The sequence below is a fragment of the Sulfophobococcus zilligii genome, from assembly GCF_055398255.1.
Genome location: NZ_AP042406.1, coordinates 343,764 through 357,850, shown reverse-complemented (window position 1 = coordinate 357,850; position 14,087 = coordinate 343,764). Strand labels below are relative to the sequence as shown.

Annotated in this window: 13 protein-coding genes; 7 read left to right on the top strand and 6 right to left on the bottom strand. The window is 38.6% G+C overall.

The genetic code is table 11. The features are described from left to right. Nucleotides 1–44 precede the first annotated feature (44 nt). From ACZ5YP_RS01870 to ACZ5YP_RS01840, 7 genes are all read left to right on the top strand, one after another. A complete protein-coding gene (locus ACZ5YP_RS01870) occupies nucleotides 45–455 on the top strand; it encodes a putative metallopeptidase (RefSeq protein ID WP_464835562.1) in 411 nt (136 codons plus the stop codon). A 162-nt stretch (nucleotides 456–617) separates the two neighbouring features. Further along, complete coding sequence (locus ACZ5YP_RS01865) at nucleotides 618–1,328, top strand: hypothetical protein (protein WP_464835561.1); 711 nt, start codon at nucleotides 618–620, stop codon at nucleotides 1,326–1,328. Beyond that, nucleotides 1,328–2,080, top strand: coding sequence for a mechanosensitive ion channel family protein (locus ACZ5YP_RS01860; protein WP_464835560.1), 753 nt, complete (start codon nucleotides 1,328–1,330; stop codon nucleotides 2,078–2,080). Before ACZ5YP_RS01865 ends, ACZ5YP_RS01860 begins: the two co-directional genes overlap by 1 nt. Before the next feature lie 29 nt (nucleotides 2,081–2,109). Next, nucleotides 2,110–3,345: an MFS transporter gene (locus tag ACZ5YP_RS01855; protein ID WP_464835559.1), complete on the top strand. Its 1,236-nt coding sequence runs from the start codon at nucleotides 2,110–2,112 to the stop codon at nucleotides 3,343–3,345. Between the two features lie 81 nt (nucleotides 3,346–3,426). Continuing rightward, a complete protein-coding gene (locus ACZ5YP_RS01850) occupies nucleotides 3,427–5,238 on the top strand; it encodes an ATP-dependent DNA ligase (RefSeq protein ID WP_464835935.1) in 1,812 nt (603 codons plus the stop codon). Nucleotides 5,239–5,307: 69 nt separating this feature from the next. Beyond that, nucleotides 5,308–6,075 carry an ATP/GTP-binding protein gene (locus ACZ5YP_RS01845; protein ID WP_464835558.1) on the top strand — a complete coding sequence of 256 codons (768 nt, stop codon included), beginning with the start codon at nucleotides 5,308–5,310 and terminating at the stop codon, nucleotides 6,073–6,075. 76 nt (nucleotides 6,076–6,151) lie between these two features. Continuing rightward, nucleotides 6,152–7,831: a DUF2070 family protein gene (locus tag ACZ5YP_RS01840; RefSeq protein ID WP_464835557.1), complete on the top strand. Its 1,680-nt coding sequence runs from the start codon at nucleotides 6,152–6,154 to the stop codon at nucleotides 7,829–7,831. Between the two features lie 111 nt (nucleotides 7,832–7,942). On the opposite strand, the gene ACZ5YP_RS01835 is transcribed toward ACZ5YP_RS01840, so the two are convergent. The 6 genes from ACZ5YP_RS01835 to ACZ5YP_RS01810 form a co-directional block, all read right to left on the bottom strand. Continuing rightward, the gene (locus tag ACZ5YP_RS01835; protein WP_464835556.1) at nucleotides 7,943–8,380 is read right to left on the bottom strand and encodes a hypothetical protein; all 438 of its coding nucleotides are present in this window, start codon (nucleotides 8,378–8,380) and stop codon (nucleotides 7,943–7,945) included. Nucleotides 8,381–8,547: 167 nt separating this feature from the next. After that, nucleotides 8,548–9,444 (bottom strand): protein-tyrosine phosphatase family protein, encoded by an 897-nt coding sequence (locus tag ACZ5YP_RS01830; RefSeq protein WP_464835555.1) that lies wholly within the window; start codon nucleotides 9,442–9,444, stop codon nucleotides 8,548–8,550. An 11-nt stretch (nucleotides 9,445–9,455) separates the two neighbouring features. Continuing rightward, nucleotides 9,456–9,935 carry a hypothetical protein gene (locus ACZ5YP_RS01825; protein WP_464835554.1) on the bottom strand — a complete coding sequence of 160 codons (480 nt, stop codon included), beginning with the start codon at nucleotides 9,933–9,935 and terminating at the stop codon, nucleotides 9,456–9,458. A gap of 211 nt (nucleotides 9,936–10,146) precedes the next feature. Further along, nucleotides 10,147–10,749 carry a TATA-box-binding protein gene (locus ACZ5YP_RS01820; RefSeq protein WP_464835553.1) on the bottom strand — a complete coding sequence of 201 codons (603 nt, stop codon included), beginning with the start codon at nucleotides 10,747–10,749 and terminating at the stop codon, nucleotides 10,147–10,149. 120 nt (nucleotides 10,750–10,869) lie between these two features. Next, nucleotides 10,870–11,988: a zinc metalloprotease HtpX gene (locus ACZ5YP_RS01815; protein WP_464835552.1), complete on the bottom strand. Its 1,119-nt coding sequence runs from the start codon at nucleotides 11,986–11,988 to the stop codon at nucleotides 10,870–10,872. 62 nt (nucleotides 11,989–12,050) lie between these two features. Then, the gene (locus tag ACZ5YP_RS01810; RefSeq protein ID WP_464835551.1) at nucleotides 12,051–13,949 is read right to left on the bottom strand and encodes a S16 family serine protease; all 1,899 of its coding nucleotides are present in this window, start codon (nucleotides 13,947–13,949) and stop codon (nucleotides 12,051–12,053) included. Between the last annotated feature and the right edge of the window lie 138 nt (nucleotides 13,950–14,087).

Below are 14,087 nucleotides of genomic sequence, written 5' to 3'. Positions count from 1 at the left end.
ATATACTTACACCCACCTAGTTTCCTGGTTAGTGGTGTTGGTTATTGAGTAGAACAAGGAGATATGTCTACAATAGGGAGCTGGAAGAGCTACTGCGAGACATTGTATATACTCTACGAGACTATTTCCCGGGAATAGATGTTGAGAGAGTAAAAATAGTTGTTTGTATTGACTGCAAGTCACGTGCACTAGCGAGAATAAACGCGTTGCCAAGTATTTGGAGAATAGTACTCGGCCTCCAACCAATGTATATTATTGAAGTAATAGATAGAAACTTCAGTAAACTCTCGAGTGAAGACAAAGTAAAAGTATTAATCCACGAGTTGCTCCACATACCCAGAGGCTTTACTGGCGGCCTCAGACCACACGGTAAATACGTTAATAACCACATAGTTGAAAAACTATACAGTGTATACATTGAGAGAAAGAAGAGAATACCCAATACCTCTAGTTAACTAGTTAACTCTTTCTCAGCATAACTCTGATTAATCACCAATTCATTCTTGCCGGGTTCTCATCATCAAATACTAGTTATAGTATTGAGAGCTATTATAACTAGACTAGATTAAACAATAAATCACTCTAGCATCTACTAATAATCATGGAGGGAGCGTGTTTTGAGGTATCTAATAGTAACTTGTAGTAAACAAATAAATCTCTTAATAGAAGCAATTAGAAAACACGATGAAAAATCCATTATAACACTAGTAAGCTTCGTTCAAGTAGAGAAACCAAGTGAACTAGGAGTAGACGAGGTATTAACTGGAAGAGAATCACTGAGAAACATCGACTATAGAAAAATCGATGTTGCAGTAGTTTGGGATTGCATAGATAGTGAAGCATACGAGCTAGGTAAACAGTTTAGACTGGCCGGAATCCCCATGATTATAGGTTTCACAGAGTCTCTTGAAACACGTATTAGTAGAGAGTGTGGTTTTGACGCGGTAATATCGTTTAAACACTATATTGATTGCTCTATTGGAACACTACTAGGATTTGACACGTGGATTGAAATACCAGTTAAAGAATTCATAAACACCCATATCAAAGCATACAGGGTCTACAAGAGAGCACGGCTTGGAATAACACTCGAAGAAATACTAGATGCAACTAGAGATTGTAGTGGTATTATCTATGTATATGATAAAACAGGAAAGTATACAACTACACTAACATATAGATTGGAAGAAGGTAGTTTAATAGTTGTTGTAGCACCCACAGAAAAAGCTTTATCAACCTGTATTGATAGACTAAATAAGCTGTTTACACTAGCTGAAAGAGCATATGCTTCACTAGAAGCTAGAAGGCCGTTTGGAGGGTGTGAATAATGCCAGTATCGTTTGAAGCTGTATTAGGGTATTTAATAAGGGTTTTACAAGCAAGTATAGTTGTTATTGTAACATACCTCGTTGTTAAATACCTAGATAGACTCGCTAGAATATTTGTTAAAACAGAAGAGTATGAATACCTCGAGAGATTTCTATTATTCCTTAAAGCAATAGTTTACACTATGGCAGCGCTAATAGCAATAAGTTTTCTATCAACAGAACCATTTGTCTTCGCCGTTCTATTACTAACAGTTGGAATAGCTATAGTAGTAATGTTTTCAGATGTAATTAGAAACCTTGGTTCAGAACTCTACGTTAGAAATACAAGAGCATTCAAAGTAGGAGATTGGGTTGAAATAGAAGGTGTTCAAGGAAGAGTAACATCAATGAATTCACTAGGTATAACTATAGAGACACTAAGACGAGAGAGAGTTTTCATACCATATGTTAGACTAGCGCACTCGAAAATCATTAATAGATCAGGTGTTTACGGAGTCTCAATTAGACTCGAAGTAAGAATACCTAAAACACACGATGTAGGAAAAGCCAGGGAAATAGTAGCAACAAGCCTCCGGGCAGTTAGAGGAGAATTAATAACAGAACCCACAGTAACACTGAGAGGAGTATCAGAACTCTACTACGTATTCGACGTTGTATTAGACGTGATGAATATAGGTAAAATCGAAGAAGTAGTAGAAAAACTAGTCTCGGAGTTAAAGAAAAACGAGCCCAGTGCAGACGTGGTATTCTAGCAATTAACTCATTAAACGGTGCAAGCTGATTGATAGACAAGCGCTTAGAGAGAATACTGAATATATGGAGGATTGAAGCCTCAACATACACGTATTCTACTAGTATATCTACTACTCTCGCCCAGGCATACGCTATTAAAGTACTTGGTTTCAACGTAGACCTCTTGGGATTAATGGTCTCTTTGCAAATAGGTTCTGTCAGTCTTGGATTTCTAGTAGGCTCTCTACTACTAGTTGTATTTAGGAGAAAGAGGATTCTGTTGTGGAAGCTTTTTGGAGCAGTGAATAGAATATTGTGGGCTATAATAGGATTTACACACTTACTACCCATAGAGGCGAAAACACCGTTTTTCCTGGCGTCAATCGCTACAGCACAGTTTACGGGTTCAATTGCTGGACTGGCATCTGGGGATGTTGGTGCAGACTTGGTTAGTAGAGAAAGAGCTATCAAGTTCTTTAGTTCACTAAACTCTTTAACGCTACTAGCTAGTTGTCTAGGACTGGCTACAGCCACTGTTATCTTTAATTTCCTTTTATTAAACACTGTGGAAGCATATACTATAGCGTATAGTGTAGCACTAGCTTCCTCTATTATATCAACTATTCTACTAGCACTACTAGAAGACTTAAACCCCGTGACAACACGTGTAAAGCCAGTGGATGCACTGAGAGAATACGTATACATCGCGAGAAGCCAAGAAGCCTCTAACTACTTGAAACTAGTAACTATATTTATGGCCATGGTAAACCTCCCGGGTGCACTCTGGAACTACTACTTGCTAACGGTATTCAAGGGTAGTGAGAGCTGGATTACACTTAAAGCAGTAGTAGCTAATTTAAGCCAGGCGGTTGGATTCAGGGTTTGGGGAGAAATATCTAGGAGAATTGGAGTTAAGAAGACTCTGTACACTGGTATTTTCCTCACTGTTCCAGTACCAGTAATCTTTATTTATGCATCTACACTACCAGCTCAACTAGCAATGGAGGCATATTCGGGTTTTATATGGGCCGCCTACAACTTAGCTAATAACATCTACACGCTTTACCTGCCGAGGAGGGAGTCAAGAGTACACTTTATAACACTATTAAACCTATCATTTAACGCAGCAGCTGCTGTAGCTACAAGACTAGGTGCATCAATAGCTTCACTGGGTTTAATGGAGATGAATGCTGTTTTTATTGCTTCGACACTTGGTAGAGTAGTTGCTGGTTTTATAGCTAGGTCTAAAGCACCTAGATTAATAGTGGAGGCTTCTCGAAAGTAAACACTAGTGTTTTTCCAAGCCAGTCTTCTATATTAGTTTCTAATGATTAATTTAATTATTGGGGTTTGATTAATGCCAGATATGCCGCTCCGCATTCTAGTCGAGACAATTGAGAGATTAGAGCTCGTCACTGCTAGAACACAACTAGTTGCATTTCTCGTTAATTTATTCAAGCAGACGCCGCCCGAGATCATTGATAAAGTAGTCTACTTGGTACAGGGTATTCTCTGGCCTGATTGGAAGGGCATGCCCGAACTGGGAGTTGGAGAGAAAATGTTGATTAAAGCAATATCTCTAGCCTGCAATATCTCAGAGAGAGAAGTTGAGAAAACAGCCAAGGAAATAGGTGATATAGGGAAAGCAACCGAGAAACTAAAACAAACCGCTCAATCCAAGCAGACGGGATTAACAATATTTGCATTTACACAGCAGCCAACAGGCCTCACAGTAACAAATACCTATAATACACTCGTTAAAATAGCAATGGCTCAGGGTGAAGGAAGTAAAGACTTGAAGATTAGACTACTAGCCGGCCTACTCAAAGACGCTTCTCCTAAAGAAGCAAAATTCATTGTTAAATTCGTCGAGGGCAAACTAAGAGTTGGTATTGGAGACGCAACGATTATGGATGCACTCGCCGTTACATTTGGAGGCGGGGTTGCAAACAGACCGGTTATTGAGCGCGCATATAACTTGAGATCAGATCTCGGGGAAGTAGCAAAAATACTCGCATCAAAGGGAATAGAGGAATTAAAGAAAATTAAGCCCGAAGTAGGTGTTCCAATAAGACCAATGCTTGCAGAGAGACTAAGCGACCCACGTGAAATACTCGTTAAAACAGGAGGCGAGGCCTTTGTAGAATACAAGTATGATGGTGAAAGAGCACAAATACACAAAAAAGGAGATAAAATCTGGATTTACTCGAGGAGACTAGAAAACATTACTAGTCAGTACCCAGACGTCGTTGAAAGAGCCCTAGAGAAGATTAAAGCAGATGAAGCAATAGTAGAAGGCGAAATAGTAGTGTATGATCCAGATACAGGCGAGTTAAAACCATTCCAGGAGTTAATGCATAGAAAACGCAAACACGACATCCGCCAAGCAATAAAAGAATACCCTGTCAAAGTATTCCTATTCGACCTACTATACTTGAATGGAGAAGACTATACTCTCAAACCACTACCAGTACGTAGAGAGGCACTAGAGAAAATAATAGATAAAACAGAAGACTTCACAATTGCAGAGTATATTAAGACAAGCAACCCAGAAGAACTAGAAAAATTCTTCCTAGAAGCAATAGGCAATGGTGTAGAGGGAGTAATGGCCAAGGCAATACACAAGGATTCAATATACCAAGCAGGTGTGAGGGGGTGGCTGTGGATTAAGTATAAACGAGACTACAAGAGCGAAATGGCAGACACAGTCGACCTAGTTGTCGTTGGAGCATTCTATGGTAAGGGTAGGAGGGGAGGTAAATACGGAGCACTATTAATGGCCGCCTACAATAAAGAAAAAGACGTATTTGAAACAGTCTGCAAGGTTGGATCTGGATTTAAAGACGAAGACCTAGACAAACTACCCGACATGTTAAAACCATATATTCGCGATAGAAAACACCCAAGAGTAGTCGCCGAGATAGAACCAGATGTATGGGTAGATCCTGTACTAGTAGCCGAGATAATAGGTGCAGAACTAACACTCTCACCAATCCACACGTGTGCAAAAGGAGTAATAAAACCAGATGCTGGTATTTCAATTAGATTTCCAAGGTTTATAAGGTGGAGGCCTGACAAGAGACCCGAAGACGCCACTACAAGTAGTGAACTAGTAGAAATGTACCAGAGACAATTAAAGAAGATAACTACAGAGCAAGCTACCCAAGAACAATTATAGTTTAAACCATGAAATAATACTAGTGTACAGCTGATTCAACATAGTTAAACCACTACACGGGTGTCTACTATGCCAGCAGTATTTGTGGTATTCGTCGGGCCAGCTGGATCCGGCAAGAGCACGCTTGTAGCTTCTTACTCCTCATGGGCCCGTAAAAACCTAATATTAAGAGTAGCACCTGTAAACCTAGACCCAGGCGCGGAAGAAGTAAAGTATAAACCAGTATTCGATATTAGAAACTACTTTACACTTAGAGATATAATGGAGAAGTATGGGCTGGGACCAAACGGCGCATTTATTAAAGCATCAGAGTTGATAGCCGAGAAGCTAGACGAGGTATTTAGTCAACCACCTTTTTCCAACCCGGATAAATGGGATTTAGTACTCGTCGACACACCTGGACAAATGGAGGCATTTCTATTCAGGCCTTCAAGCAGTGTTTTTCTTGATTCACTGAGAAAACTAGGTAATACAGTTGTAGCCTATGTTATAGATGCATCTGCTGTTGCAAGAGTAAGTGATGCTGTATTCCTGTGGTTTCTATATGTATTAATACAGGTAAAAACAGGGTTGATATCAGTCCCCGTTATAAACAAGAGCGATATAGCTGTTAATCCACGACTACTCAAACTACTCATAGAAAACCCGTCGGCACTAACAAGCGAGGTAGGTAGTGAAGGGTTTGCAGCAGAGATAATACCCGATTTAATCCAGATAGCAGAGAAGACAAGGGGGCCTCTGAGGCCCGTTATGGTTTCAGCAGTAAACGAGGAAGACATGGAGAAACTACACGTACTGTTACATGAAGCGTTTTGTGCATGTGGAGATCTCACGTAACCCTTTGTTATTTTAAAACACTAATATTATTATAGTGGATACAGGTGTAGACACGGTTTAAACAACGGTGCTTAAGGTGGACGTTTATAAACCACGCACAGTGGTCAGCCGTTATTACACAGTGTTATTCAGTCTCCCCAAGTGGCAGGTACTCACAGCAATACTACTGGCAATAGGTGTATTAGTTGTATTGTTTATGGGTAGTAGAGCAATACCACTCATATTAAACACCGTGTTCGTCCACCTAGTACTATACGCATACTCTCTAGTCAACAACTCAACTGTATTCTATAAAGCAAAGAGGAGGATAGGTTTAGCACTAGCAATACTAGTATATACTGCAGTCTACACGGTTTTAACTAGAGATCCATGGATACCCATAATCTCGTCTACTACAATGCTTGTTGTCGTAATACTAGGATTGGATGGTACTAGTAGACCCCGGTATATAGTTGCAGTTGCTCCACCACTACTAACCCTTTTATCATCCTGGATACTCGGCTACTATAATTATTTGAAACTACTAGTAGGAACTATAGTTGTTTTAACACTAGCATTTATAGACATGGCTATCTATGCATTTATGGCTAGGAGGAAAATCAATGGATATCCACTACCAGACCTGGGCACAATGTTTCTTCAAAACTGGCTTGATAGAAAAACAAGTATTGAAAAAGCATTTGATGAACTAGGTGAAATACAATACGTTTATCCAAGAATCATGGAGTTTAAAGAGCTATTATTAATCTATACTGATGTCCACTACGGGCCGTTTTCAAATATAGGTAGTAGTAGACTACCAATACAACTAAGTGAAACCCTGAAGAAACTAGGTTATAGATACATACTAGCACTACATGGACTCGGCTCACACGATCGAAATATTGCTTCATCTAGACACGTAGAGTTGTTTCTAGATGAAATAGTAGAATCTATTACAAGCAATTCTAGAACACCCATATACTACCATGGAGCATTCAAGAAAACACATGCTTCATGGGAGGCGTTGACAATAGTATTCGACAAGCTATCACTAGTATTAATTAGCAGGCCGGGTAAAGGCATAGACGACCTACCATACAATCTCCAAGTAGAATACGAATTGAAAACTAGAGAGAGGGGTCTTGGAGACCTGGTATTAATAGATACACACAACTGGGAGCTCGAGAGAGAATTCGAAGAAAAAGACATATTGGAGTTGAAGCAACTACTAGACGAAGTAGTAGATACAATAGCCGAGTATAAAAAGAAGCCTCCAACACCCATACAATACAAATACAAGTGTTTCAAGTCGAGTGCTCCAGGCCTCGTGGAGGGAGAATGTTGTATTCTCTGTATGAAAGGAGGGGGTAGAGAGAGTGTTTGCATCCTATACATGAGGGGTAACAACGCGAAACCAGGATTAAGAGACATGTTGATCGAGAAGCTTAGACCTCTAGGTGTGGATTACTACGAGGTATTAACAAACGATGAACACACAGAGACTGGTACGAGGGCTAGAATAACCTATATCCCAGTCCACGAGAGTAGCCAACTACTCGGAGACATCGAGAAAGCGAGCTTCGAGTTGAGTAGAGAGGAGTGGATACAAAACGCGTTTCTATACACTACGCGATTAGAGTTAAAACTCATGGGTAGCGGTATTGATGCTATCAAGAAACAATTAGCATCTAGTTTAAAAGAATCAAGTATTCTCTTACTCCTCTATGTATTTGCTACACCCATACTCTTATATCTCGCTATAAGCATACTCTAGAATTGTCTAGAATCTCATAGTCAATACTCTCACTCTAGGGCTATTTAAGGAACCGGTATGTAGTATAAATGAGTATAAAAAGGTTTAGAATTACTTGGTTTCTCCGTAATCCTATAATGAAGCATTATCGAGGCCGCCGAATCCGCGAGCTCTCACTTCTTCTACGCATCCATTACTATAGTAGATTTCAAACACTATCTCTAGGAAAACTGAGCGATCACGAGACAATAGTATTCCGTCTTTGAGTAAGTCTAGACCATTCTTATTGAGTGTTATTACAATGCTCGGCTCTTTATAAAATTCATCAAGGTTAATGACGAATTCTCCGCTCTCATTTCTAAGTCTCCACACAAGTATTCTGACACGTGTGATTTCATCTACGTGGGAAGTATAGAAAATTATTGGTATCAATCTAATACCGTTTTCAACATCCTCTCTTTTTACAGCCTGCGTCACTATCCTATAAGTATTTGTCTTATTCGTTGATATAATTGCAGTTACAGTCGTTGTCTCGGTCGCGATACTTACTGCTGGTTTGTTGGGCGACATAGACAAATTGATATAGGCGAGTATAATCATAGATGTTAGTTTACTGTAAATAATAGAATTACGAGACCTAAACGTCTTGAATTCGTCATGCCGTCCTACCTTTAATATCTTTCAAAAATTAGGTTAATAAATTTATACATTTAATTCTTTAACTTAAAGTGTTATTACTAGATGTAATCTAAATAGAGGCCCCAATCTACGCTCACAGTGGATTTTATACTAGTTAACTCTACTAGTTTATTCTTGAACTCTATTGATATGTCTTCGCAGTTATCTCTACACAATAGTGTTACTTCTGGTTCGTCGATCACCCTGGTATACAATACCACAACTCTTGAATCAAATCTGCTATCTAGGACGTGTGCTAGTTCTACGAGTAGCTCTTTGTAGCTGGGTTCTTGGATTTCAATGTAGTTTAAAACAATGTTTCTTGTTTCTACTCTGTGGATGTGTAGTAGGGCTTTTAACAACTCGTTTTTTAAATCTACGTCTTCTCTATTGATGACACTATTTAATTCAATTGTAAACTGCAGGACTTTTGAGGCATGTCTATATGCTACAGGGTCGAGTGATTGTATTTCTCTCATTGTTTTAATGTATTTTACTAAGAGGGGTTTATCTACGTGGTTTAATAGTGTTTCAAAGTCTTCTAGTAGCTGGAACTGCCACTTGTTCTCTACTGCGCTAGGTATAATACTCCTCACAGTAGATATTGCTCTATACAAGTCCAGCCCAGTGTATAAGAGGTAGCTGGTTGTCACCTGACCGCTCCGTCCTATACCACCATAGCAGTGTACTAGTACCCGGCCACCCTTACTCAATACTTCATCTATAAATACACTTGCATTTAGTAGGTCTAGTAGTTCTACTGGGTGGAAGTCCGGCGTTGGAATATGTAGTACTTTCAAGCCGTGTTCAACTAGTTTATCAATATATAGTGGGTGGTGTTCACTAGGCATTGTTAAAACTACTACCGCGTCGAATAAACCCGCTATTTTCTCTACATCACTGGGTCTTGGTAGAGGAGACTGTGCCAGCTTCCCTGGTATAATCCACTTATACACGGAGAACACCTCTAGTAGACAACTATTATTTTATCCCCGCCTTTTCTCTTAATACTCTTTAATAATTTAACTGCTCTTCTACGGGCAGGAGTACCATAGTATGCTTCTCGTCTATCCCGAGCTGGACGGCCCGTGACGTAGTCGTATAATACTACACCAGACAATGTAACACCGAGAGAAGAAATCTTCTTCCTGATTTCTTCGAGGTCTCTTACAATACTATCTATATCTATAGGATAAGGTATTTCAACGACTACTTCTTCAGTGCCCCTCTCTCTATCTAATCCATAAACCACTACTCCACGGTGTTTTCTAACAAACTCTTCGACGAGATTAGTTAGTTCACCAGTAATCAAGTTAGGTTTGTATGGATCCAATCCTTTTTCTTCAACATACTCTCCAAATCTATCCAGGTCTAGTATAATCACTAATCCAGGAGCAAACAACTTGTCAGATTGAGCATTGAGATCTTCATTCCCAGTTGTGGTCAAAGTGGCTGCCCGCTTCATCATCAATAAAAAGAATACTTCTTATAGAGTATTATATCTTACCAGTTCACTGGATTTCAAGGAGTTATCAGTGAGGATTGTAGATTCCGGGTTGATTTAATTGTATGATTGATTAGTGGAAGAATAGTACAAATCGGTAAAAACATAGTGTTTAAAAAGAAGTGTGTATTTACCAGTTTGAAACTAGAGCATGCTATTCTAGTTCTTCCTCTTCTTCTCTGGGTCCCACGATGCAACCTGTTTTATAGAGTTTCTCGGCTATTCTATTTACTGCTAGTTCAACTTCTGCTTCTTCTTTTGCACCAGTTATAACCATTTTTCCACTACTAAAGATTAATAGGACTACGCGTGGATCCCGCATTCTATGTATTAATCCGGGGAATTGTTCTGGTTCATACATACAGTCTTCTAGGTAGTATGCTGCTTTCTCCAGGTTTACATATGCGTGTAGGTCTCCACCTGCAACAATGTTTTGTACTTGAACGCGTGGTTTTCCATGTACCCCAGAACCGTATTTACTCAGTATTCTATCTATTGTTCTAATAATTCTCTTAACTGCCTCTATTAATTGACTAATGCTCTTTGTCCCAGTTACAACCATTTTACCAGATCTAAATATAAGCGCTGTAGCCCTTGGCTTGTCGAGGCGGAATATAATTCCTGGAAACTGTTCTGGTTTATATACGTGATTGGGTAGTTCTGCTTCGAGTGCGTCAATATCTATGTCTTGATCTAGGATAACAGTTGCAACAATATTCTCTATTCTAAAAGTTGGACGCGGCAATCCAGCAACCATTTCGCTTCCACCCCTTTAAAAAGCAATTTAAACTCTTATATAAAGGGTTTATAAATCTATAGGCTGGTAAGTCATTAATACATAATTCATTTTCAACAATGTTTTTTCACGTGTGAAAAACTAGCTGGTTGGCATGTCGAGGAATCTTATTCTCTTTGGTATTGCTGGGTGTGTTGAAAAGAACTCGTTTATATCGTTTACTTCTACTCTCTTTAGTTTTTCAACGATTTCATCTATATCTATGTCTCTAAAGTTGATTCCAGAGGGGTATCTACGATAGAATGGGTTAGCGTATGCTTCTGTAAATGCGTATATAAAGAGTGCTTTTAGCTTACTGTTAGCTATTGCTTCTCTAGCTATATCTACACTATTATAGTAGAGGTGGAGTCTAGCTAGTGCTCTCTGCATTGCTCTTCTTCCAGCTGCTTGTGCTCCACTGGTATCGGCATAGTATTCTCTCAGTCTACTAAATGCGAGTACAAGGACTTGTACAATGAAACTCGCTATGACGGCTATTATACCCGCGAGGACTAGTATAAATCCACCATTTCCCTCTCTCCTTCTATCTGAATAAACTGTTCTAGCATACCCACTAATAAACCCGAGTCTAATCAATGTAACACCGAGGAAGTATAGTACGCTTGGAATCAACCCCATAAACAACATTACAGCGTTGTCTCTGTGTTTGTGGTGTCCCAGCTCGTGGCCTATAACGGCTTCCAGTTCTTCTCTACTCATTAATTCGAGGAGTGTATTGGAGACTGCTACATATCTACCAAACAATATGTTTCCATATGCGAAGGCGTTTGGTGGGCCATGGACTATCATTGCTTTTGGAGGCCTTGTAAATCCTAGTCTCATTGCAACACTGTTTACTATTTCTTGTAGCTGGGGACTTGGCTTTGCATTATACATTAAGTTTATTGTAACCGGCGAGATTAGATATGATATAATGTTCATTATGAGCACGAAGATCAATATTGACGCAATAAATCCCGACGTGACTTCTCCACCAAGCAATCCTCCAATTAAGTATGCTGTTAATCCAACTCCAGCAAGACCAGAAATCACTACTAGTAAGCCAATAATCAACATTGAAGTTTGAAGAGTAAATCTACCTGCAAACTTCCTTGCAACTCTAGGTGCTATAATACTAGCTGTAATCATGAGTACTATAAAACCCAATATGTATGCAATGAATAGTGAAATAACTGTAAATGGATCATAAAACAACCACACTAATACACCACCATGGATACTACTTATCTAATTGGAGGTATTTATGTTAACACCTTTTAAAACTAAGTTCCCGATTTACTCACTACGTGTTCTCTCAAGATATATATGATAATAATGAAGACGCTTATAATAAGTGCTAGTTGTATAATTGGTAGAATCCAAGAGTATTCCTTATCGAGACTCGATGTGTTATTAAATGGAGTTGGTGTATTAATAACTGTAGTGGTAGATGTGGTTTCTTGGCTTTTTACTTCTACTATCTCAAACACAATGGATTTTTGAATACATAGTGTTCTCAGTAATTCCAGTGTTCCTATAACAACTAGAAGTGTTTTAACCGCTGTACTATTATCTCCTATGTCAATGGCTTCTCTATACAACCTTGTATAGAAGGATAATACTCCACTGTTTGTATTTAAATTACTGGAATAGAAAGCTTCTAGTGGAACTAGTTTTTCTAGAAGTTGATTTAAATCATTAATTGCTTGGTGTATTTCTAGTGAAACACCTGCTAGTGTAAATATACTAGCTACTATTACAGCTGGTTTACTATTCAAATATGCATAATTCAATACTTCAATATAATCTGAGACATGGTCTTCAATATAACTACTTGTACTTGTTTCTTCTAGTATTCTATTTCCATATGTATACACTGCTAATATGTGTGAGTAGATCTCTGTATACGTAGTTTGAGTACAATTGAATACTATATCACTCCCTGTAATAGACCCTACTAGTCGTATATATTCTAGGTAAGCAATACTGTCTCCTACATAGTCTATAATAGTGGTTGTATCAGTGGAATTAACTGCTTTTAAATAGTTTAACCACGCCATGTATACATAGAATTGAATAAAACTATCCTGGAGAGAACACTCCACTCTCTCATATTTTTCAATGTATTCTTCAAGGGTTTTATTTACATCTCCTAGTATTCTATTAATGTTTTCTCCACTTCCAACACGTAGAAGCCAGTAGAGTTTAAGGGAATAGGTGTATAATTCAATAGCCTTGCTTACAGTGTACACGGGGTGTGATCCAACTAGTTCTTCCAAGTTGTCTAGTGAGCTATTTACGTTTCTAAGATAGTTTTGGAATTGCATACCGTATAATCCAAGACTACGAGTTAGAATTGTAGCATTTTCTACAACTTCCCTGGTTTTACCAATATATTCTCTTGCTAAAACTATTAATTCACTAGTATTTTCTATTTCACTATGCATAGTAGTTTGAATATTGAATTTTAAACCAGTAAAGTATTCTAGTGCTTCAAGAATATTTGATACTTCATATACAGATACATTAAGTGTTTTTCCATATTCTACTAAGTCTATACTTTCATATCTTACTCTTCCAATTACAAGAGGCCCTCTTCTCTCTTCGACGTAGACTGGATAGGAATAAATCCTCTGACCACTTGGAATTAAGAATACTTTGAATCCAGCTGAGGTAGCTGCTTCGAGTTTTTCTTTCAATCCACCTACAGGTCCAATAGTTCCATCGGGGTTTATCATACCAGTCATTGTTATATTGGGGAGTATAGTTGTATTCAATAATAGTGCTGTAAATCCAACCGTTATTAATCCACCAGCACTCGGCCCTCCAATTAATGGAACACTTGATTCTATTAAGACGTAGTAGTCGTATTCTTCATAGTCTACTCCAGCTATTATAGATGCTATAAATGCTGCAACACGTGCAGCACCCTGAGTTTCAACTTCGGAGTATGGAAGAGATGAGAAGAAGAGTCTTCCACTACCTGGATAAGCCACGACTAGTTGAATCTTAGTTAATACTCCTCCACCCCCACTGGATACAGCTGGAGCGTATACAATGAGAGACCTTGTTTCTTTATACTCAAATAACTCAGTTATAACAAGAGAACTGTGTAATACTAGTAGAGTAAGCATGAATAACACGGCGAGACCAGGTTTTAATCTATACTTACCAATCTCCAAGTCTACCACCTATTAAATACTAATATTAAACACTAAATAACTATGTGTTTAATTAAATACTTTGAATACACGGCAATTATTGGTGTAATTAACATTATTGTTATTAATAGAGCTAGTGTTATACTTGCCGCTTTCATT

Coding starts and splice junctions, on each gene's coding strand:
- ACZ5YP_RS01860 (WP_464835560.1), top strand. CDS start 1,328: ATGCCAGTATCGTTTGAAGCTGTATTAGGGTATTTAATAAGGGTTTTA.
- ACZ5YP_RS01850 (WP_464835935.1), top strand. CDS start 3,427: ATGCCGCTCCGCATTCTAGTCGAGACAATTGAGAGATTAGAGCTCGTC.
- ACZ5YP_RS01845 (WP_464835558.1), top strand. CDS start 5,308: ATGCCAGCAGTATTTGTGGTATTCGTCGGGCCAGCTGGATCCGGCAAG.
- ACZ5YP_RS01835 (WP_464835556.1), bottom strand. CDS start 8,380: ATGTCGCCCAACAAACCAGCAGTAAGTATCGCGACCGAGACAACGACT.
- ACZ5YP_RS01820 (WP_464835553.1), bottom strand. CDS start 10,749: ATGGTTGCTGGATTGCCGCGTCCAACTTTTAGAATAGAGAATATTGTT.